The 19,346-nt window shown below is 64.0% G+C and carries 19 protein-coding genes; 10 read left to right on the top strand and 9 right to left on the bottom strand.

The features are described from left to right. Positions 1-305: 305 nt before the first annotated feature. The 5 genes from ACNFCI_RS18305 to ACNFCI_RS18285 all read left to right on the top strand — a co-directional run bounded on the left by ACNFCI_RS18305 (position 306) and on the right by ACNFCI_RS18285 (position 6,216). On the top strand, positions 306-623 hold the full coding sequence (locus ACNFCI_RS18305; protein ID WP_084857992.1) for a DUF2388 domain-containing protein: 318 nt from the start codon (positions 306-308) through the stop codon (positions 621-623). Positions 624-875: 252 nt separating this feature from the next. Then, positions 876-1,931, top strand: a complete 1,056-nt coding sequence (locus tag ACNFCI_RS18300) for a GlxA family transcriptional regulator (protein ID WP_416768093.1) — start codon at positions 876-878, stop codon at positions 1,929-1,931. A gap of 92 nt (positions 1,932-2,023) precedes the next feature. Next, positions 2,024-3,226: an NAD(P)/FAD-dependent oxidoreductase gene (locus ACNFCI_RS18295; RefSeq protein WP_084857991.1), complete on the top strand. Its 1,203-nt coding sequence runs from the start codon at positions 2,024-2,026 to the stop codon at positions 3,224-3,226. A gap of 270 nt (positions 3,227-3,496) precedes the next feature. After that, positions 3,497-4,333 (top strand): glutathione-dependent disulfide-bond oxidoreductase, encoded by an 837-nt coding sequence (gene yghU, locus ACNFCI_RS18290; RefSeq protein WP_368829776.1) that lies wholly within the window; start codon positions 3,497-3,499, stop codon positions 4,331-4,333. A 179-nt stretch (positions 4,334-4,512) separates the two neighbouring features. Then, the gene (locus tag ACNFCI_RS18285) at positions 4,513-6,216 is read left to right on the top strand and encodes an amidase (RefSeq protein ID WP_368829775.1); all 1,704 of its coding nucleotides are present in this window, start codon (positions 4,513-4,515) and stop codon (positions 6,214-6,216) included. 191 nt (positions 6,217-6,407) lie between these two features. On the opposite strand, the gene ACNFCI_RS18280 is transcribed toward ACNFCI_RS18285, so the two are convergent. Then, positions 6,408-6,578, bottom strand: coding sequence for a KGG domain-containing protein (locus ACNFCI_RS18280; RefSeq protein WP_084857988.1), 171 nt, complete (start codon positions 6,576-6,578; stop codon positions 6,408-6,410). Between the two features lie 416 nt (positions 6,579-6,994). Between ACNFCI_RS18280 and nspC the strand changes: the two genes are divergently transcribed. Both nspC and ACNFCI_RS18270 read left to right on the top strand, forming a co-directional pair. Next, positions 6,995-8,092, top strand: a complete 1,098-nt coding sequence (nspC, locus tag ACNFCI_RS18275; protein ID WP_368829774.1) for a carboxynorspermidine decarboxylase — start codon at positions 6,995-6,997, stop codon at positions 8,090-8,092. Between the two features lie 33 nt (positions 8,093-8,125). Further along, a complete protein-coding gene (locus ACNFCI_RS18270; protein WP_084857986.1) occupies positions 8,126-9,370 on the top strand; it encodes a saccharopine dehydrogenase family protein in 1,245 nt (414 codons plus the stop codon). A 123-nt stretch (positions 9,371-9,493) separates the two neighbouring features. Here ACNFCI_RS18270 and ACNFCI_RS18265 read toward each other — a convergent pair whose 3' ends face one another. Together ACNFCI_RS18265 and ACNFCI_RS18260 are read right to left on the bottom strand one after the other, a co-directional pair. After that, on the bottom strand, positions 9,494-10,540 hold the full coding sequence (locus ACNFCI_RS18265; RefSeq protein WP_368829773.1) for a class I SAM-dependent methyltransferase: 1,047 nt from the start codon (positions 10,538-10,540) through the stop codon (positions 9,494-9,496). Positions 10,541-10,688: 148 nt separating this feature from the next. Beyond that, positions 10,689-11,534: a type 1 glutamine amidotransferase domain-containing protein gene (locus ACNFCI_RS18260; protein ID WP_084857984.1), complete on the bottom strand. Its 846-nt coding sequence runs from the start codon at positions 11,532-11,534 to the stop codon at positions 10,689-10,691. Between the two features lie 111 nt (positions 11,535-11,645). On the opposite strand from ACNFCI_RS18260, the gene ACNFCI_RS18255 reads away from it, so the two are divergent. Further along, complete coding sequence (locus tag ACNFCI_RS18255) at positions 11,646-12,557, top strand: LysR family transcriptional regulator (protein ID WP_084857983.1); 912 nt, start codon at positions 11,646-11,648, stop codon at positions 12,555-12,557. A 98-nt stretch (positions 12,558-12,655) separates the two neighbouring features. Here the strand turns inward: ACNFCI_RS18255 and mqo are convergent, their stop codons facing one another. After that, the gene (mqo, locus tag ACNFCI_RS18250; protein WP_368829772.1) at positions 12,656-14,239 is read right to left on the bottom strand and encodes a malate dehydrogenase (quinone); all 1,584 of its coding nucleotides are present in this window, start codon (positions 14,237-14,239) and stop codon (positions 12,656-12,658) included. Positions 14,240-14,556: 317 nt separating this feature from the next. Between mqo and ACNFCI_RS18245 the strand changes: the two genes are divergently transcribed. After that, entirely contained in the window at positions 14,557-15,612 is a 1,056-nt protein-coding gene (locus ACNFCI_RS18245) for a peptidase M42 (RefSeq protein WP_084857981.1), read from the top strand. Positions 15,613-15,776: 164 nt separating this feature from the next. Here the strand turns inward: ACNFCI_RS18245 and ACNFCI_RS18240 are convergent, their stop codons facing one another. Together ACNFCI_RS18240 and ACNFCI_RS18235 are read right to left on the bottom strand one after the other, a co-directional pair. Next, positions 15,777-15,995, bottom strand: coding sequence for a hypothetical protein (locus tag ACNFCI_RS18240; protein ID WP_084857980.1), 219 nt, complete (start codon positions 15,993-15,995; stop codon positions 15,777-15,779). A gap of 68 nt (positions 15,996-16,063) precedes the next feature. Further along, on the bottom strand, positions 16,064-16,528 hold the full coding sequence (locus tag ACNFCI_RS18235) for a hemerythrin domain-containing protein (protein ID WP_084857979.1): 465 nt from the start codon (positions 16,526-16,528) through the stop codon (positions 16,064-16,066). Between the two features lie 186 nt (positions 16,529-16,714). Here ACNFCI_RS18235 and ACNFCI_RS18230 point away from each other — a divergent pair, with 186 nt between their 5' ends. Further along, positions 16,715-17,224 (top strand): ferritin-like domain-containing protein, encoded by a 510-nt coding sequence (locus ACNFCI_RS18230; RefSeq protein WP_084857978.1) that lies wholly within the window; start codon positions 16,715-16,717, stop codon positions 17,222-17,224. Between the two features lie 74 nt (positions 17,225-17,298). Here the strand turns inward: ACNFCI_RS18230 and ACNFCI_RS18225 are convergent, their stop codons facing one another. From ACNFCI_RS18225 to ACNFCI_RS18215, 3 genes are all read right to left on the bottom strand, one after another. Beyond that, positions 17,299-18,174 carry a manganese catalase family protein gene (locus ACNFCI_RS18225; RefSeq protein WP_416768092.1) on the bottom strand — a complete coding sequence of 292 codons (876 nt, stop codon included), beginning with the start codon at positions 18,172-18,174 and terminating at the stop codon, positions 17,299-17,301. 59 nt (positions 18,175-18,233) lie between these two features. Next, complete coding sequence (locus tag ACNFCI_RS18220) at positions 18,234-18,656, bottom strand: general stress protein (RefSeq protein ID WP_084857976.1); 423 nt, start codon at positions 18,654-18,656, stop codon at positions 18,234-18,236. A 159-nt stretch (positions 18,657-18,815) separates the two neighbouring features. Then, entirely contained in the window at positions 18,816-19,301 is a 486-nt protein-coding gene (locus ACNFCI_RS18215; protein WP_084857975.1) for a VOC family protein, read from the bottom strand. Positions 19,302-19,346 lie beyond the last annotated feature (45 nt).

The raw sequence follows: 19,346 nt of genomic DNA, 5'->3' as shown, positions 1-19,346 counted from the left end.
GGGTGATGCCGCATTGGTGAGGGTTATCGATACGAAAAATCTTATGCAGGTACGCCCGGGCGATGAACTCGCAGGGCTGCGAGCTAGACAAGCCGCACAGGCCTGGACAACCTGGACAACCCCTTTCCTGATCCGTCCCGGCCGTTGTATTGGCGCGGCCACCGGCGGTGCGCCAATGATGAAAACAACAGGTTCACCCATGATGCGGCGGGGGCGGCTGCAGTCGGCCCACGGAACTCCCAGACACCTTCGCCGCTCTTAACAACATGCGGTAAATCCCTTGGGCTTCATCTGGAGGTCTCGCCATGCGCCACTTACTGCTCGTCCCTTCGCTGTTGCTCCTGCTGCCTGCAGGCGCAGCCCTGGCCCGTGTGGATGCGGGCGATGTCGCCACGTCGGCGGGGATCTCCGCCTCGCTGTACTCAACCTTCAAGGACGACAAACGGATCATTCCCGCACGGGATGAACTGTCTGCCTTCATCGCCAGCGGTGGCGCCATCCGGGGTGCCTATGTAGAGTCGGCACTGGAACAGGCCCGCAAGGCCAACCCAGGCCTGCAGGTCAGCGACGAGGAACTCGCCAAGGCCCTGCTTTCCCAGGACCAGCCGCTGACCGATAACTGACCCTGGTGGGGCTGCTTCGCAGCCCATCGCGACGCAGGGCCACTCCGACCTCTGTGTGTACGGCCTTGCGTCGCGATTGGCCGGCCCTGCCACCGCGGTTGTATGGCAAGGGCTTCGCCCTTGATCGCGGGACAAGCCCGCTCCTGCAAAGACCCCGCAAAATCAAAGCGTTGTGCGTTTTTCCAGAGGAGCTGCCTTCGCCGCTTCATGCTGTGTAACATGGGCACATTCGTCCCCCTTGCGATGTGCACCATGACCCATCCCGCCACTGTGCCCGACGCCTTGCCGCCCTCGGTGGACCGCCCTCACCGGGTGGTATTTCTCGCCTACCCGCAAATGGGCCTGCTTGACCTCACGGGTGCGCAAACCGTGTTCTGGGCCGCAGGCAAGGCACGTGCCGAGCGAGGCCTGCCCGGTTATGAAATGCATACCGCCAGCCTCGATGGCAGCCTGGTCGCCACCGCCGAAGGCCTGGCGGTGGGCACCGAGCTGCTGGAGCCTTTGTTGCACAGCACGATCGACACCCTGGTGGTGCCCGGAGCGCCGGAAATCGTCCGTACCCTGCCTGAACATGCCGAGCTGGTCGGCTGGCTGCGCCTGGCTGCCGCGCGCGCCCAACGCACCGCTTCGGTGTGCAGCGGCACCTTTCTGCTGGCCGCCGCGGGGTTGCTCGACGGCCGCCGCGCAGCCACCCACTGGGCCATGTGCGAGGCCCTGCGCCGGCGCTTCCCCGAGGTCGAGGTGGACGCTGAGTCGATCTTCGTGCAACAGGGCCAGGTCTGGACCTCGGCAGGCGTCAGCGCCGGCATCGACCTGGCCCTGGCCCTGGTGGAACTCGACTGTGGCCGCGAGGTGGCCATGCAGGTGGCGCGGGAACTGGTGGTCTTTCTCAAGCGCCCCGGCGGTCAGGCCCAGTTCAGCGAACTGCTCAAGGCCCAAGGCGAGGACAATGGCGCCTTCGAAGCCTTGCACCTGTGGCTCAACGACCATCTGGGCGACCCGCAGCTGACCGTCGAACGCCTGGCCGAACAGGCACGCATGAGCCTGCGCAACTTCACCCGGGTGTACAAGCACAAGACCGGCCGCACCCCGGCCAAGGCCATCGAAGTGTTTCGCCTGGAGGCAGCGCGCCGCCTGCTGGAGAACACCGCCCAGCAGGTCGAGCAGATCGCCCGCCAGTGCGGCTTCGGCTCGGAGGAGCGCATGCGCCTGGCCTTCCAGCGCCACCTGGCGGTGACGCCGCGCGACTACCGTGCGCGCTTCGCCCGTAGCGTGCCCTTGGCCGAAATCCAGGGATCTTTGGCCTAGGGCCGGCCACCCGCTGCGCTTAGCATCGTTGTTTCCAAGGCGCCAAGACGATGGGCGCCAGGCCTTCCCTTGCAATCGCCAGGAGCACAACGATGAAACAGATCCTGATCATAGGCGCAGGCTTCGCCGGCCTGTGGAGCGCCCTGGGCGCGGCGCGCCAGCTAGACCTGCACGACCGCGACGACGTCCAGATCACCGTACTCGCGCCCCAGGCCGAGCTGCATATCCGCCCGCGCTTCTACGAGCCCGATGTCCATAACATGGCCGCGCCACTGCAAGCCTTGTTCGATGCGGTCGATGTGCGCTTCGTCAAGGGGACCGCCTACCGGATCGACGAGGCCTCGCGCAGCGTGGCCTACCGCGAACCATCCGGGCGCGAGGCACACCTTGGCTACGACCGCCTGATCATGGCCTGTGGCAGCCAGCTCAACCGCCCTGACCTCGCAGGCTTCGAGCATGCCTTCGACGTGGACAAGATCGAGTCGGCTGTGCGCCTGGAGGAACACCTCAAGTCGCTGGCCGCCCTGCCCGAGAGCCCCGCACGCAACACCGTGGTGGTGGCCGGTGGCGGCTTCACCGGCATCGAGACGGCCACCGAACTGCCCGGACGCCTGCGGGCGATCCTTGGGCCGCAGGCAGGCCTGCGTATCGTGGTGGTCGACCGCGGCGCGAGGGTCGGCGCAGCATTGGGCGAAGGCATCCGACCTGCGATCGAACAGGCCTCCCAGGCATTGGGCGTGGAGTGGATCTGCGGCGCTACCGTCGCGTCGGTGGATGGCGAGGGTGTGGTGCTGGACAACGGCCAGCGCATCGCCGCCAAAACCGTGATCTGGACCGTGGGCTTCAAGGCCAACCCGCTCACCGCGCAGATCCATGGCGAGCGCGACCATCAGGGCCGCCTGCATGTGGACGGCAACCTCAAGGTCAAGGGCAACGATGCGGTGTACGCAGCCGGCGACGTGGCCTTCGCCGCCTGCGACGAAGTCGGCAACCATGCGGTGATGTCCTGCCAGCACGCCATCCCCTTGGGGCGCTACGCAGGCAACAACGCCGCCGCCGAGCTGATCGGTGTGGCGCCGATGACCTATAGCCAGCCCAAGTACGTCACCTGCCTGGACCTCGGCGCCTGGGGGGCGGTGTACACCGAGGGGTGGGAGCGCAGGGTCTCGCCACCGACAGACAAGGCCGAGGCGAAGCAGCTCAAGGCGCAGATCAACTCCGTATGGATCTACCCGCCGGCCGCGGATCGAGCCAGTGCGTTGGCAGCGGCGGACCCGCTGATCCCGGTTGCCTGAGCGCCTTGACGAGCCGATCCGTGTGGCGCCCACAGAGATTTCGCAAGTCTTGAGAGCGGCGCAATATCGGTAGGAACTGGCGACGGCCTGCGATGGGCTGCAAAGCAGCCCCAAGCCCTCAAACGGTGGAGCCCTCCAGACTCAAGGGGCCGCTTTGCGGCCCATCGCAGGCTCCGCCACACACAGCATTTGCCCTTCGCGCCGAACCCATGGCATAGATGCAGGTCCACGTTCTACGTGACCGCTTCGAGCCTTCAGGAGATCCCGCGCATGAGCAAGCCCTACGTTCCACCCAAGGTCTGGACCCACGAAGCGCCATCCGGCGGCCAGTTCGCCAGCATCAACCGCCCGGTCGCCGGCCCGACCCACGACCAGGCGCTGCCGGTGGGCAAGCAGCCGTTGCAACTTTACTCCCTGGCCACACCCAACGGCGTCAAGGTGAACATCCTGCTCGAAGAGCTGCTGGCCCTCGGGCACGCCGGGGCCGAGTATGACGCCTGGCTGATTCGCATCGGCGAGGGCGACCAGTTTTCCAGCGGCTTCGTCCAGGTCAACCCCAACTCCAAGATCCCCGCCCTGCTCGACCGCAGCGTCGAGCCGCCGGTGAGGGTGTTCGAGTCCGGCTCGATCCTGCTGTACCTGGCCGAGAAGTTCGGTGCCTTCCTGCCCAGTGCCGGCGCTGCGCGTACCGAGTGCCTGAACTGGCTGTTCTGGCAGATGGGTTCGGCGCCCTACCTGGGCGGCGGCTTTGGCCATTTCTATGTGTACGCGCCGGAAAAGTTCGAATACGCCATCAACCGCTTCACCATGGAAGCCAAGCGCCAGCTCGATGTGCTCGACCGTCGCCTGGCCGAAAGCACCTACCTGGGAGGGGCTGAATACAGCATCGCCGATATCGCCGTGTGGCCCTGGTACGGCCAGCTGGTGCTCGGCAACCTGTATGGCGCGGCAGAGTTCCTGGCGGTGCATGAGTACCGGCATGTGCTGCGCTGGGCCGAGGCGATCGGCCAACGACCGGCGGTACAACGTGGCACCCGGGTCAATCGGACCTGGGGTGACGAGGCCAGTCAGGTGCCGGAGCGGCATTCGGCAGCGGACCTGGGCTGAGTGCACAAGGGCCGCTCTGCGGCCCCGACACTACCCGCCCCACATGCACCAACGCACACTTCTCCGGCGCCGACACTGCCGCCATGCAAATAACCATTGCCACGGTGCATGCCTGCGCCGGGCCTGGGCTTCTTGCTACACTCGCGCCACGAGTTTCCACCTGCACAACTGGTGACAGCATGATCGAGGTAACCGAGGTTTCCATTGCCGAGCTGCGCGATGCGCTCGAGACCGGCCGCACGACGGCGGTCGAGCTGGTCAAGGCCTACCTGGCCCGCATCGACGCCTATGACGGAGCCGACACCGCCACTGCCCTGAACGCCGTGGTGGTGCGCAACCCTGACGCACTCAAGGAGGCCGAAGCCTCCGACGCCCGCCGGGCACAGGGCAAGACCCTCGGCCCGCTGGACGGCATCCCCTACACCGCCAAGGACAGCTACCTGGTCAAAGGCCTGACTGCCGCATCCGGCAGCCCGGCATTCAAGGACCTGGTCGCCCAGCGTGACGCCTTCACCATCGAGCGCCTGCGCGCCGCCGGGGCCATCTGCCTGGGCAAGACCAACATGCCGCCAATGGCCAACGGCGGCATGCAGCGTGGCGTCTACGGCCGCGCCGAAAGCCCGTACAACGCTGCCTACCTGACCGCACCGTTCGCCTCCGGCTCGTCCAACGGTGCCGGCACTGCCACCGCGGCCAGCTACGCGGCCTTCGGCCTGGCCGAGGAAACCTGGTCCAGCGGGCGCGGCCCGGCATCGAACAACGGCCTGTGCGCTTATACCCCTTCGCGCGGCGTGATCTCGGTGCGCGGCAACTGGCCGTTGACTCCGACCATGGACGTCGTGGTGCCCTATGCCCGTACAATGGCCGACCTGCTGGAAATCCTCGACGTGGTCGTGACCGACGATGCCGACAAGCGTGGCGACCTGTGGCGCCTGCAACCCTGGGTACCGATCCCGGCTGCCTCGACCGTACGCCCTGCTTCCTACCTGGACCTGGCAGTTGATGCCAACGCACTCAAAGGCAAGCGTTTCGGCGTACCCAAGATGTACATCAACGCCGACCCCGAGGCCGGCACCTCGGAAAAACCCGGTATCGGCGGCCCCACCGGCCAGCGCATCCACACCCGGGCCAGCGTCATCGACCTGTGGCAGCAGGCCCGCCGGGCCCTCGAGGCGGCGGGCGCCGAAGTGGTCGAGGTGGACTTCCCGCTGGTGTCCAACTGCGAGGGTGACCGCCCTGGCGCCCCAACCGTGTACAACCGCGGTATCGTTTCCAAGGAATTCCTGCATGATGAGCTGTGGGAGTTGTCTGGCTGGGCCTTCGATGACTTCCTGCGCGCCAACGATGACCCGAAGCTCAACCGCCTGGCCGATGTCGATGGCCCACAGATCTTCCCCCACGACCCGGGCACCCTGCCCAACCGCGAAGACGACCTGGCGGCGGGCATGGACGAGTACGTCAACATGGCCAAGCGCGGCCTGAAGACCTGGGACCAGATCGAAACCCTGCCCGATGGGCTGCGCGGCCTGGAGAAGACCCGCAAGCTCGACCTCGAGGACTGGATGGACAACCTTGGCCTCGATGCAGTGCTGTTCCCCACCGTCGCCGACGTGGGCCCGGCCGATGCCGATGTCAACCCCGCCTCGGCGGACATCGCCTGGAGCAACGGTATCTGGGTCGCCAACGGCAACCTGGCCATTCGTCACCTGGGCGTGCCGACCGTGACCGTGCCCATGGGCATCATGGCGGATATCGGCATGCCGGTCGGCCTGACCTTCGCCGGTCGCGCCTACAGCGACAACGACCTGCTGCGCTTCGGCGCTGCGTTCGAGTCCACCGGTTCGCGGCGCAGGGTACCGCCGCGTACACCGCCGCTGGGTTGATCGAAACACAGGGCCGCACTGCACGCTTCATCTCCGGCAAGCCGGCTCCCACCTGTGCTGCGTTATTTTCAGAGCCTGTGGGAGCCGGCGGAGCGGCGATAGCCGGAGCAAGCAACTCAAGAACATTGCATCCCCACCAGGCCCGCGCTGCCCTCACAAGCCGTGCGGTACTGGGGCGGTGTTCCGGTCTGTCAGCCCTCGCCACGCCGCGGGGTACCCCCGTGGCTGTGCTGGCCTCCGACCCGGGCCTTCTCGGCTCGATCGGTCTTCACATCCTGCTTGGTGCTGCCCTTGCGGCCAGCCTCGCTGACTTTCTGTGGATCGTCGGCGAAGCCATGGCCAGCGTCGCGGTGCTTGCTCATGGAAACTCTCCTGATCGATTGGATTGCCTCATGTTCGAGCTCGCGCGATGCCGTGGGGTCCATTGCCTCGACCGACGGTCGCGGGCACAGAGGCAGTTCTCAGCACACCGCCCAGGCACCGTCCAGGCGCGCCCCCTGAACCGTCAGAAGCACAGTACCCATTAGACCCAGGAACCTGTCGGCACGGATGCCCTGGCCAGTTTGGCGAATATCGCAATGGTCACATTGCGCTGTTCAAATGGGCTTGGCGCCGGACGAGGAGCGCTGCTCGAAGGGTGCCCACGCCGAACGGCTGGCACAGGGCGGATAAATGCGTTGGCAAGTCGGACGAAATGCGCCTTCCACCCTTTCGATATAGGCCAAGTGAAGGCACAATGCGTGTCCTTTTTTTGGCCGGCCTGGCCGGGGGCCTTTAAATGATCAAGACGCCGTACTACCTCATCGACAAACAGAAGCTGCTGGGCAACATGCAGAAGATTGCCTACGTGCGCAAACAGTCCGGGGCCAAGGCCCTGCTGGCACTCAAGTGCTTCGCCACCTGGTCGGTGTTCGACCTGATGCAGCAATACATGGATGGCACCACGTCGTCCTCGCTCTACGAGCTCAAGCTCGGTCGCCAGAAGTTCGCCGGCGAGACCCACGCCTACAGCGTGGCCTGGGCCGACGATGAAATCGAGGAGATGCTCGAGAACTGCGACAAGATCATCTTCAACTCCATCGGCCAGCTGCAGCGCTTCGCCGAGCAGTCCGAAGGCAAGGTCCGCGGCCTGCGTGTCAACCCGCAGGTGAGCAGCTCCGACTACCTGCTGGCCGACCCTGCGCGCCCGTTCAGCCGTCTGGGCGAATGGGACCCTGAGAAGATCGAGAAGGTGATCGAACAGATCTCCGGCTTCATGTTCCACAACAACTGCGAGAACGGCGATTTCGGCCTGTTCGACAAGATGCTCTCGCACATCGAGGAGCGCTTCGGCCACCTGCTGCACAAGGTCGAGTGGGTCAGCCTGGGTGGCGGCATCCACTTCACCGGCGAAGACTATGCCCTGGATGCGTTCTGCGCACGCCTGAAGGCCTTCTCCGAAAAGTACGGCGTGCAGGTGTACCTGGAGCCAGGCGAAGCGGCGATCACCCAGAGCGCCTCGCTGGAAGTCACCGTACTCGACACCCTGTACAACGGTAAGCACCTGGCCGTGGTGGACAGTTCCATCGAAGCGCACATGCTCGACCTGCTGATCTACCGCCTGAACGCCAAGATGGCACCCAACGATGGCGAGCACACTTACATGGTCTGCGGCAAGTCGTGCCTGGCTGGCGATATCTTCGGCGAATACCAGTTCGACAAGCCGCTGGCCATCGGTGACCGACTGTCGTTCGTCGATGCGGCAGGCTATACCATGGTCAAGAAAAACTGGTTCAACGGTCTGAAGATGCCGGCCATCGTGGTCAAGCAGCTCGACGGCAGCGTCGAGGTGGTGCGCGAATTCGGTTTCGAAGACTACGTTTCCAGCCTGTCCTGAGGCAGGCCCTTTAAGTAAGGAGCAACAGGTAAATTGAAGAAGAACGTTCTTATCATTGGTGCAGGAGGTGTCGCCAAGGTGGTGGCCCACAAGTGTGCGCAGCATAACGACGAGCTCGGTCGTATTGCCATTGCGTCACGGAACATCTCCAAATGCCAGGCCATCATCGACAGCGTCAAGGCCAAGGGTAGCCTGAAGGTACCCGCCGACATCCAAGCCTTTGCGCTCAATGCCCTCGATGTCGAGGCGACCAAGGCACTGATCCGCGAGACCGAATCGCAGATCGTGATCAACGTTGGCTCCGCCTTCCTCAACATGTCGGTGCTGCGTGCCTGCATCGACACCGGTGCCGCCTATCTGGACACCGCGATCCACGAAGAACCAGGCAAGATCTGCGAAACGCCGCCCTGGTACGGCAACTACGAGTGGAAACACCTCGAAGAGTGCCAACAGAAGAACATTACCGCCATTCTCGGCGTCGGTTTCGACCCGGGTGTGGTGAACAGCTACGCCAAGCTTGCGCAACAACAGTATTTCGACCGCATTGACTCGATCGACATCCTCGACGTCAATGCCGGCTCCCATGGCAAGTATTTCGCCACCAACTTCGACCCGGAAATCAACTTCCGCGAATTCACCGGGCAAGTCTGGAGCTGGCAGAACAGCCAATGGACCAGCAACAAAATGTTCGAGGTCAAGCGCACCGACGACCTGCCAGTCGTGGGCTCGCAGAACCTCTACCTGACCGGCCACGACGAAGTGCATTCGCTGTCGAAGAACCTCGACGTGCCGAACATCCGCTTCTGGATGAGCTTCGGCGAGCACTACATCAATGTGTTCACCGTGCTGAAGAACCTGGGCCTGCTCTCCGAGCAGCCGGTCAAGACCGCCGAAGGCCTGGAAGTGGTACCACTGAAGGTCGTCAAGGCCGTCCTGCCCGACCCGTCCTCGCTGGCTCCGGGCTACACCGGCAAGACCTGCATCGGTGACCTGGTCAAAGGCACCAAGGATGGCCAACCGCGCGAAGTGTTCATCTACAACGTGGCCGACCACGAAGAAGCCTTCGCCGAGACCGACAGCCAGGGCATTTCCTACACTGCCGGCGTACCGCCGGTGGCCGCGGCCCTGCTGGTCGCCCGTGGCGAGTGGGATGCCAAGCGCATGGTCAACGTCGAGGAACTGCCGGCCGAGCCGTTCCTCAAGGCGCTGGACGTCATGGGCCTGCCGACCCGCGTGAAAGACGAAAAAGGCGACCGTCCCTGGGACGCGCAAGCCTAAGCAGCAAACGGAAGGGGCGCCAGATGGCGCCCCTTCTGCTTTCAGGTCCGGTTTATTCGCAGATCCTGTTATCCCGCTCCCACAGAGGGCGGCGCTCGCCAATCATGAGCACCACGGATCCTGCTACTTGCGCGCCTCCAGGATCAGGTTGAACGGCGTTTGCGTCGCGCGCCGGAACCGGCTGAACCCCGCCTCCTCGAACACCGCCCGCAAGCGCGACTCCCCGGCCTGCGCCCCCAGGCCCAGCCCTACCTCCTGGGACAACGAATTCGGCGTGCAGATGAACGTCGAGGCCGCATAGAACAACCGGCCCACCGGGTTGAGGTTGCCCTCCAGCGAGTCCTCGGCATAGGGCTCGACCAACATCACCGTGCCGTCGTCCTTGAGCGCCTGGTAGGCGTGTCGCGCCGCGCCCACCGGATCGCCCATGTCGTGCAGGCAGTCGAAGAAGCACACCAGGTCATGGTCATGCCCCGGATAGTCCTTGGCCGACGCCTGCACGAAACGCACCTGGCTGGCCACGCCGGCCTGTTCAGCGCGTTGACCGGCAATGACGATCGAAGGTCCATGGTAGTCGTAGCCGACGAAGCGCGAGGCAGGAAACGCCTGGGCCATGACGATGGTCGAGGCACCATGGCCGCAACCGACATCCGCCACCTTGGCCCCCGCCTCCAACTTGGCGGTGACGCCCTCGAGCGCCGGTAGCCAGTCGGCCACCAGAAACGTGCGGTAACCCGGGCGGAAGAACCGCTCGGTGCCGCTGAACATGCATGGATGATGGTCGCCCCAGGCCAGGCCGCCATCGCCGCGCATGGCCGCCACCAGCTTGTCCTTGTCGTGGAACAGGGCCGCCACCACCGCTGCGCCGCCCGCCATGTAGGCCGGGGACTCCTCGATGGCCAAGGCCATGGCCTGCTCCTCGGGCAGGCTGAACGCACCGTCCTGGTGGACCATGTAGCCCGCCGCGACCTGAGCGCTCAGCCATTCGCGCAACAACCGCGGATGACAGCCGGTGCGCTGCGCCAATACATCGGGTGTGACCGGCTGGCTGTCGGCCATGGCCCGGTACAGGCCCAGTTCGTCCCCCAGGATGACATTGGCCAGGCTCGCCGCGGCGCCCATGTCGCCCACCAGCTTGCCCATGAATTCATGAAGCCGTGCCTCGTCCATGACCTGCCCTCCTCTGCAAGAAGGCCACCGTCGGCGACGTCCGGTCCGGGGGGCGGTGGTCGGATGGATAGGATGATAAGGGCCTTGGCGAGGCCCGGGCTTTAAGTGTAGACGAGCATTGCCGGCCTCTCTCAGGCCTTCGCAGACCCTAGTGTTGTTTGCGCTCCAGTTGCTCGATCAACGCCTTGGCCAACGCCTTGTCGGAGAACGGGTTCTGCCCGGTGATAAGCTCACGGTCGACCACCACGTAGGGCTTCCAGGCCTCGGCGTACGCCATCTGGCCACCTGCCGCCGCCATGGCCTTGGCCGGGTAGAACTGCAGGCGTCGATCCTTCAGCGACCCTTCGAATACCTGCTCCTCCGGGTCGGAGAAAATGGTCATGCGATAGCCTTGATAAACCCAGTCACGGGCGGCGGGTGCCTCGCTACGGGCCAGGGCGGTGCGGTAGCCGACCGGGTCACGCTGAGCCGATAGAAGTGTGATCGGGCCATGGCAGATGGCGGCCGTGGGTTTGCCGGCCTGGTGGAAATGCCGTAGCAAGACCCCTACGTCCGGGTTGTTGGCCAGGTCGATCAAGGGTGCATGGCCACCGGGAATGAACAGGCCGACATAGCGGTCCAGGTCGCCGTCGAGCACCTCTTTCACCGACAAGGTGTCATCGATGCCCGGCAGGCCTTGCACCAGTTGATGGATGCGCTGCATCTCGGCGACTTCGCCGCCGAAGTACTGCGGGTCGATCGAGCGTTCATCGACACTCGGCGCATTGCCCTTGGGCGTTACCAGCACGAGCGTGTAGCCCGCTTTGAGTAGCTGGTCCGCAGGTACGCCGAACTCGTTGAGGTAGTAACCGGTCGGGTAGTGCTTGCCGTCCTTGAGTGGTAGCTGGTTTTCGCTCGAAAGCAGTACCAGCACCTCGCCTTTGCTCGCGGCAGTGGCGTTTCCCGCCAGCAATGCACCGGCAATGGCCAGTGCTACGGTCGTTGTCTTGTTCATGGTCGAGCTCCTGCTCAGGCGAAAAGGGGACGGTATCGAAAAGTGGGGCCATGCTAGCCCGCCGCGCTATGATTCGATAATTCGAAAGCACTTATTTCTTCGATCCAAAATATGAATATCGCCAACAAAGACCTCAACCTCTTGCTCGTCTTCCAAGTGCTCTACCAGGAGCGCAACGCGTCCCTGGCTGCGGCACGCATGGCCCTCAGCCAGCCGGCCCTGAGCCACAAGCTGAACAAGCTGCGCCATCAGTTCGGCGACCCGCTGTTCGTCCGGGCACCCCGGGGTCTCACCCCCACACCTCGTGCCCATGAGCTGGCGCCGCACGTGCAGCGGCTGGTCGAGCAATTGGAAATGTTCTACGAGCGCAGCGATGGCATGGACTTTCTCCTGCGACCGGCCCGCATCCACCTGTACAGCACCGACTACATGGAATTGACCCTGCTGCCACGCCTGCTACCGATGCTGCGCAGCCAGGCACCGAACCTCACGCTGGTGACCCACAACACCCGGGGCCAACTGCCCCGAGAAGCCTTGGAAAAAGGCACCTGCGACCTGGCCATCGCCGGTTTTTTCACCGACCTGCCCGACACCTTCCATCAGCAGGCATTGCTCAGCGATGACTTCGTGGTACTGGCAGCGAAGGGCAATCCACATCTGGTCGAAGGGCTGGACCTGAAGGCCTTCCTGACCTGTGAGCATGTGCTCACCACCCTTACCGGCGACCTCGATGGCCTGGTGGACCGCGCCTTGCGCACCCTGGGCCACAACAGGCGGGTGGTCGCCGGGCTTTCCAGTTTTCTGGCGCCGCCGCGCCTGGTGAGCGGGAGCGACCTTCTGTTGACGTGCCTGCGTTCGATCGCCGAACACGCCATCCAGCAGGATCCGACGCTGACGATCTACCCGTTACCGCTGGCAATGCCCCGTGTCGAAGTGACGCAGATCTGGCATGAACGCACCCATGCCGACCCGCTGCGCCAATGGTTTCGACAACAGCTACGGGCGGTCGCAAAGGGCTTGTGAAGGTTCTGGCGCACTCGACCCGCCGCCGTGTCGAACAGCGACCTGCCCTGGGCCCTCGACGTGGGCCCCAGGGAGCGCGCTGAATCAATGGCTGGCCCCTAGGGCGCAGCCACCTGGGTTTCACTCTGCTGCGGTGGAGCCAACTCCAGCATCCGGTTGGTATAGGCCCATTCCTCTTGGAGCTTGTCGGGGTGGTCGTTCAAGCGAAGGCCATAGGACGGGATGATCTGCCGGAACTTCTCTTGCCATGCCGCGGAGGCGGCCTTGTCCTTGAACACCTTGTGCAGCAGGTCGAGCATGATCGGCGGCGCAGTCGAAGCACCCGGCGAGGCCCCCAGTAGACCGGCGATACTGCCGTCCTGGGCCATGACCACCTCGGTACCGAGCTTCAGCACCCCACCGAGTTCGTCGTCCCGCTTGATGATCTGCACGCGCTGGCCAGCCTGCCAAAGACGCCAGTCTTCCTTCTTGGCGTGCGGGAAGTAGGTCTGCAACGCTTCGAAGCGATCATCGTCGGACTGCATCAGCTGGCCGATCAGGTACTGCACCAGGTCGAATTCACGCACGCCCACCCGCACCATCGGCCAGGTGTTGTGCAGCGACATGCTGGCGAACAGGTCGAGCAGCGAACCCTCCTTGAGAAAGCGCGTGGAGAAGGTGGCGAATGGACCGAACAGGATCATGCGCTTGCCGTCGAGTACCCGGGTATCCAGGTGCGGCACCGACATCGGTGGTGCCCCGGTGGCGGCAATACCATAGGCCTTGGCCATGTGGCGCTGGGCAAGCTCCGGGTTCTCGGTGACCAGGAACGAGCCACCGACCGGGAAGCCGGCGTAGTCCTTGGCCTCGGGGATGCCGGACTTCTGCAGCAGCGGCAGCGCGGCACCACCGGCGCCGATGAACAGGAACTTGGCGTCGGTCGCGGCCTTGGTGCCGTCCTTAAGGTTCTTGTACTCGACGTGCCAGGAGCCGTCGTCGTTGCGGGTGATGTCCTCGACTTCGGTGGACAGCTTCAGGTCGAAGTTCGGCCTGCCCTGCAGGTAGCCGACGTATTGGCGGGTGATCTCACCGAAATTGACGTCGGTGCCAATGGGCGTCCAGGTCACCGCGAGCTTCTGGTTGGGGTCGCGCCCTTCCATCATCAGCGGCACCCATTTGCGGATCTGCTCGGGGTCTTCGGAATACTGCATGGGCTTGAACAGCGGGCTTGCCTGCAGCGCTTCGTAGCGTTTGCGCAGGAACTGGATGTTGTCGTCGCCCCAGACGAAGCTCATGTGCGGTGTGGTGTTGATGAACGAGCGCGGGTTGTTCAACACCCCTTGCTTGACCTGCCAGGCGAGAAACTGCCGGGTGATCTGGAACGACTCGTTGATGTCGATGGCCTTGCTGATGTCGATCTTGCCGTTCTTCTCCGGCGTGTAGTTCAGCTCGGCCAGGGCCGAGTGCCCGGTACCGGCGTTGTTCCAACCGTTGGAGCTCTCCTCGGCGACCTTGTCCAGGCGCTCGACCATTTCCATGGACCAGCCGGGCTCCAACTCATTGAGCCACACCGCCAGGGTCGAGCTCATGATGCCGCCACCGACCAGCAGTACATCGACCTTCCTGGCTTCGGCGGCCTGGACATTGAGCACGCCGCACGTCAGGCCCAGCAAGGCCCATTTCAAGGTTCCCGTGATCTTCATGTGTTCTCCTGCGAGGCCTCTCGCCTCGATCTGTACTCCATGTGTTCCCCTGGGGCATGCGCCCTGGAATCGGCCTCGCAAGCGAAGTCAGCCCTTTAGATAGTTAGCGCAACTTTCCCGGCCTCTCCAGTTGGATTGCGGCTGTCGTTCGAAACAAGGGCGTGGCGACCATTCGTCGCCGGGTTGCGAAACAGACCGGAGGATCCGCACTGTTTGCCACTCAGAAGCCATGTAGGGTCGGTTCGACTCTCCACATCAGGTCTTGGCCCGTCTTCGGACGGGCTTTTTTAACGTCCCCCGCCTTAGGATGAAGCGCGATGCAGACCACCCGAACGCTCCTCGATGCCCTGCTCCTGGCCTACGGCCCCGGCGGACAGGAAGACGAAGTCCGGCAGATCTGCCAAGCCGCCCTGGCCGAATGCTGCGATGAGGTGCAGGTCGACCGGGCGGGCAACGTGCTGGGATTGTTACGCGCCGCAACGTCCGCCCAGGCGCAGGACAGCATCCGGGTCATGGCGCACATGGACGAGATCGCCATGATCGTGAAGCGGGTCAGGCAGGACGGCAGCTTGGAAGTCACCGCACTGGGTGGTGCACAACCGATCAGCTTCGGTGTGTGTCCGGTGGAGATCCTCGGCGACCACCAGCTCCTGCCGGGCGTGCTGTCGTATGGCTCGATGCATGCCAGCAGCGGCTCGGCCATCGGCCAGCATGTGACCTCGGGTGCGGTGCAGTGGCAGGATGTGCATGTGGTGACGCGCACACCCGTCGATGAGCTTGCCCGCCTCGGGGTACGCCCAGGCACCCGGGTCGTGTTCAGCCGCCACTGGCGCCAGCCGTATCGCTTGCCGGATGCCGTGGCCGCGCACTTTCTCGACGACCGAGCACCGCTGGCTGCGGCCATCGCGGCTGCGCGTATCCTGCGCAGCCGCCGTGACGCGCTGGCGCAGGATGTCTGGTTCGTATGCACCACCTTCGAGGAAGAGTCCAATGCCGGCGCCATGTACGCCGCGTCGCGATTGCCGGGCGATACCACCATCGCCCTGGAAGTCGGCCCGGTGCTGGAGGAGTACGGCACGCGCCTGTGCGCGGATCCGATCGTCAATACGGGCGACCAGAAAGGCTATTACACCCCGTCGGTGGTCCGTGCGCTGATGCGCGCCGCCCGGCGCGCCGGCTACCAGGCCCAGGCTGCGCTGCTGGTGGACTTCGCCTCCGATGCCAGCGCGGTGATGAGCTCGGGCGTGGCGGCACGGGCAGGTTGCCTGGCGATCCCAACGGAAAACACCCATGGCGTCGAGATCGTGCTCGACGAAGGTATCGAAGCTTGCGCGGCGACCCTGGTCGAATACCTGCTGGAGCCGAACAGGTGATCTTCGTCTGTGCCATGGTTGAAAACGTGATTGCATGGCAAGGGCTTCGCCCTTGATCGCGGGCAAGCCCGCTCCCACAAGATTACCGTTGCCCATGGGTGAGCGAGGTCCCTGTGGGAGCGGGCTTGTCCCGCGATGGGCCGCAAAGCGGCCCCGGCAAGGGTTCAGGGTTGCTGGTAATGCGCAGGCGAGGTGTCCGGTTCATGGTCGTGCTCCATGCGCTGGACCTGGACGTCGGTGAACGACGACGCCTCCGCCCGATGCAATCCTTGCAGGTAGCTACGCGCCTGCTCGTCGCTGACGGTTTCGTCATCGCTGCGCATTTCGCAGGTGCCCGGCTGGTTGTCGAGGATGTAGCTGATCAGAAACAGGTGCTGGGCCATGGTCGGTTACCTCGGCAGGTTCACGGCAGGGAGTCCACGGCCGGGCGATGCCGACCGTGGATACAGGGTCAGGCGGCGCGGCGCTCGCCCTTGAGCAGTTTTTTCTGTGCCTGCATGGCCTGGCCAAGCTCATCGAGGGCGGCCTCGTCGAACAGTTCCTGCGCCCGCGGGAACATCTCGCTCTCTTCTTCCTCGATGTGGTGCTCGAGCAGTTCCTTGAGGACCTTGACCCGGCCGGCGAACTCCACCGTGTCGGGCTGGGTCTGCAGCAGGTCGGGCAGCACCAGCGAATCGACGGTGCGGTGCTCTTCCTTGGCCTCGTAGTACATTTTCTCGTCTTCCTTGCCGCCGACTTTCCTGAGGGCGGGATAGAAGATCTCTTCTTCGATGGTGGTATGGATCTGCAGCTCCTGCTCCAGCCGCGCCAGCAGCTCACTGCGCTTCTTCACCGCGCGCTCGGTGGTCGTCGACAGGTCGGCGAGCAGCTTCTTCACGGTTTCATGGTCATGGGTCAACAGTTCGATTGCGTTCATTCAGCACCTCGTCAGTTGCTCGAAAACACGGTTTGCCTTAGGTGGAGTCATGCCCATGAAGGGGGGTTCAATCCGCTTGACCATTGACCGTGCGAACGGCCGATCCGGGCCCGCCTGTCGGTTGCATCGACCTCGCTCGAGCCGCTGTCCTCCCACGCTTACCAACCCAGGAAAAGGAGGTACCGTATGACTACGCCCACAGACAACCTGCTCGATTGGCTACGCGACGCTCATGCCATGGAGCAGCAAGCCGAAAGCATGCTCAAGGCCCAGGCCGAGCGACTGGAGCACTACCCCACGCTCAAGGCCAGGATCGTCAAGCACATCGAGGAAACCCAGGGCCAGCAGCGGTTGCTGGTGGAATGTATCGAGCGCCTCGGAGGCAGCACTTCCACCCTGAAGGACCTGGCCGGCAAGCTCATGGCCTTCGGCCAGGCGGTAGGCGGCATGGCCATGACCGACGAGGTGGTCAAGGGTGCGATGGCAGGCTATGTGTTCGAGAACCTGGAGATCGCCTCGTACACCGTATTGATCGAGGCCGCTGAGAGGGTGGGCGACACGGCCACGGCGCAAGCCTGCCGGTCGATCATCCAGGAAGAAATCGCCATGGCCGAATGGCTGAAGGAACACCTGCCGGAAGTGACCCGCGCGTTTCTCGAACGCTCGGCCGATCCGGATGCCGAGGCCAAGCGTTGAATTGATCGAGCGCTCAGCATCCGGGGCCGCGATGCGGCCCCGGATGCGTTGCGTCCATGGTTGAAGAAAGCCGCTTAGTCGTCATCGCCGTTGACCCGACCAAGCTCCGCCGCAGTCAGCGGCTGGGCCGTAGGGTCGCAAGCCGTCCTGGCTTTGAGCGCCGCAAGTGCCTGCGCCGATTCTTCGTCGAGCTGCACCGAGGCGCTGCCATCGCCACCGTCGACCGCCGGTTGCGGCTCATCGACATAGATCCAGTCCTGGCCTTCATTCCAGGCACCCCGGACTTCGCCCCCCTGGGACAGATTGAAGAAGGTTCTGTTGAACTCAGGATCACCGGGCAACTTGCCCTGCGGGAAGTTGGGTTGGATGGCGTGCAAGGCCTTTTCGAACGAGCGCTGGTGAGCAATTTCACGGCTCATCAGAAAGCCCAGCGCGTCCTTGATACCGGGGTCGTCGGTCAGGTTGATCAGCCGCTCGTAGACGATCTTGGCGCGTGCCTCGGCGGCGATGTTCGAACGCAGGTCCGCGGTCGGCTCGCCAATGGTGTCGATGTAGGCCGCGCTCCAGGGCACGCCACCGGAATTGACCAGGGGCGCGCCGGCGCCATACAACAGGCTGGTGACATGGGAGTCATTGCCGGCACCGGTCAGCGATCGGTACAGCTCACCCTCCTGCTCGATGCCTTCGGCCAGGCGCCCCTTGGCCCCTTTGTTGAGCATCACCACGATCGAACCGATCACCTCCAGGTGGCTCAGTTCCTCGGTAGCGATGTCGAACAGCATGTCCTTGCGCCCTGGGTCATCCTCACTGACGGCCTGAGTGAAATAACGCATGGCAGCAGCCAGTTCCCCCTGCGGGCCACCAAACTGCTCGAGCAGCAGGTTAGCCAGGCCAGGGTTGGGCTGCGCCACGCGCACCGTATATTGCAGTCGCTTGTTGTGCATGAACATGGGCAATCCCTCGTCAGGCAGCCAGGGCGCGGGTGCGCCCTGGCAAGGTTCAACACAGGTCAGCGGTTGTCATCGTCGCTCTTGCGACCACCGCCATGGCTGTGCTGACCACCGACACGGCCGGCCTCGGAGGCACGCTCACGGTCATTGGCGAAATTGCCACCGGAAGCCTGCCCCCCTTTGCGACCGGCCTCGGAGGCCCGTTCGGGGTCGTTCTTGAAATTGCCACCGGATACCTGGCCACCCTTGTGGCCCGCCTCGGCGGCACGCTCAGGATCGTTCTTGAAGTTACCGCCAGACACCTGCCCCCCCTTGTGGCCGGCTTCGGCTGCGCGTTCCGGATCGTTGGCGAAGTTGCCACCGGAAGCCTGGCCGCCCTTGCGGCCAGCTTCGGACGCCTTCTCCCGATCATTGGCGAAATTGCCTGGGTTGTTCTGTGCGCTGCCACCTTGGTTCTTACGGTCGTCTTGATTGCTAGCCATGATTTTCACCTCATGTCAGTTTCACACAGCTGAGTCTGTGTTCATGTACGACGCGAGGTACCCCTGGCTGCGCTCAGTCGATTTACCGACTGGCTGACGAAATGCCTTAAACACTGGAGCCGGTGATTTCTTGCGTGCCAATACTCCGTTCGCTGTCGGCTATGCCGTGCCCTTGAGTGCCGCCTCGATCCGGGCCACGTCGATCTTGCCCATCTGCATCATGGCCTCGAAGGCCCGCCTGGCCGCCGCCCGGTCGGGGTTGTCCATGGCTTCTAGCAGCACGCGTGGGGAGATCTGCCAGGAGATGCCCCACTTGTCCTTGCACCAGCCGCAGACACTTTCCTGGCCACCGTTGTCGACGATTGCGCTCCACAGGCGGTCGGTCTCGGCCTGGTCCTCGGTGCAGATCTGGAAGGAAAAGGCTTCGCTGTGAGTGAAGGTCTTTCCTCCATTTAGCCCGACACAGGGGACACCGGCGACCGTGAACTCCACGGTAATCACATCGCCTGCCTTGCCTGACGGGTAGTCCCCCGGCGCGTGGTGCACAGCACCGACCGCGCTGTCGGGAAAGGTGCTTGCATAAAAAGTCGCTGCCTCCAGTGCATCGTCATCGAACCAGAGGCAGATCGTGTTCTTGGCGCTCATGGACGTTCTCCACCATCATGTTGGACAGATGCAGTCTAGCCCCTC

It is taken from the genome of Pseudomonas sp. NY15356 (assembly GCF_048068175.1).
Lineage (GTDB): Bacteria > Pseudomonadota > Gammaproteobacteria > Pseudomonadales > Pseudomonadaceae > Aquipseudomonas > Aquipseudomonas putida_K.
This window is presented reverse-complemented; position numbering and strand designations above follow the sequence as displayed.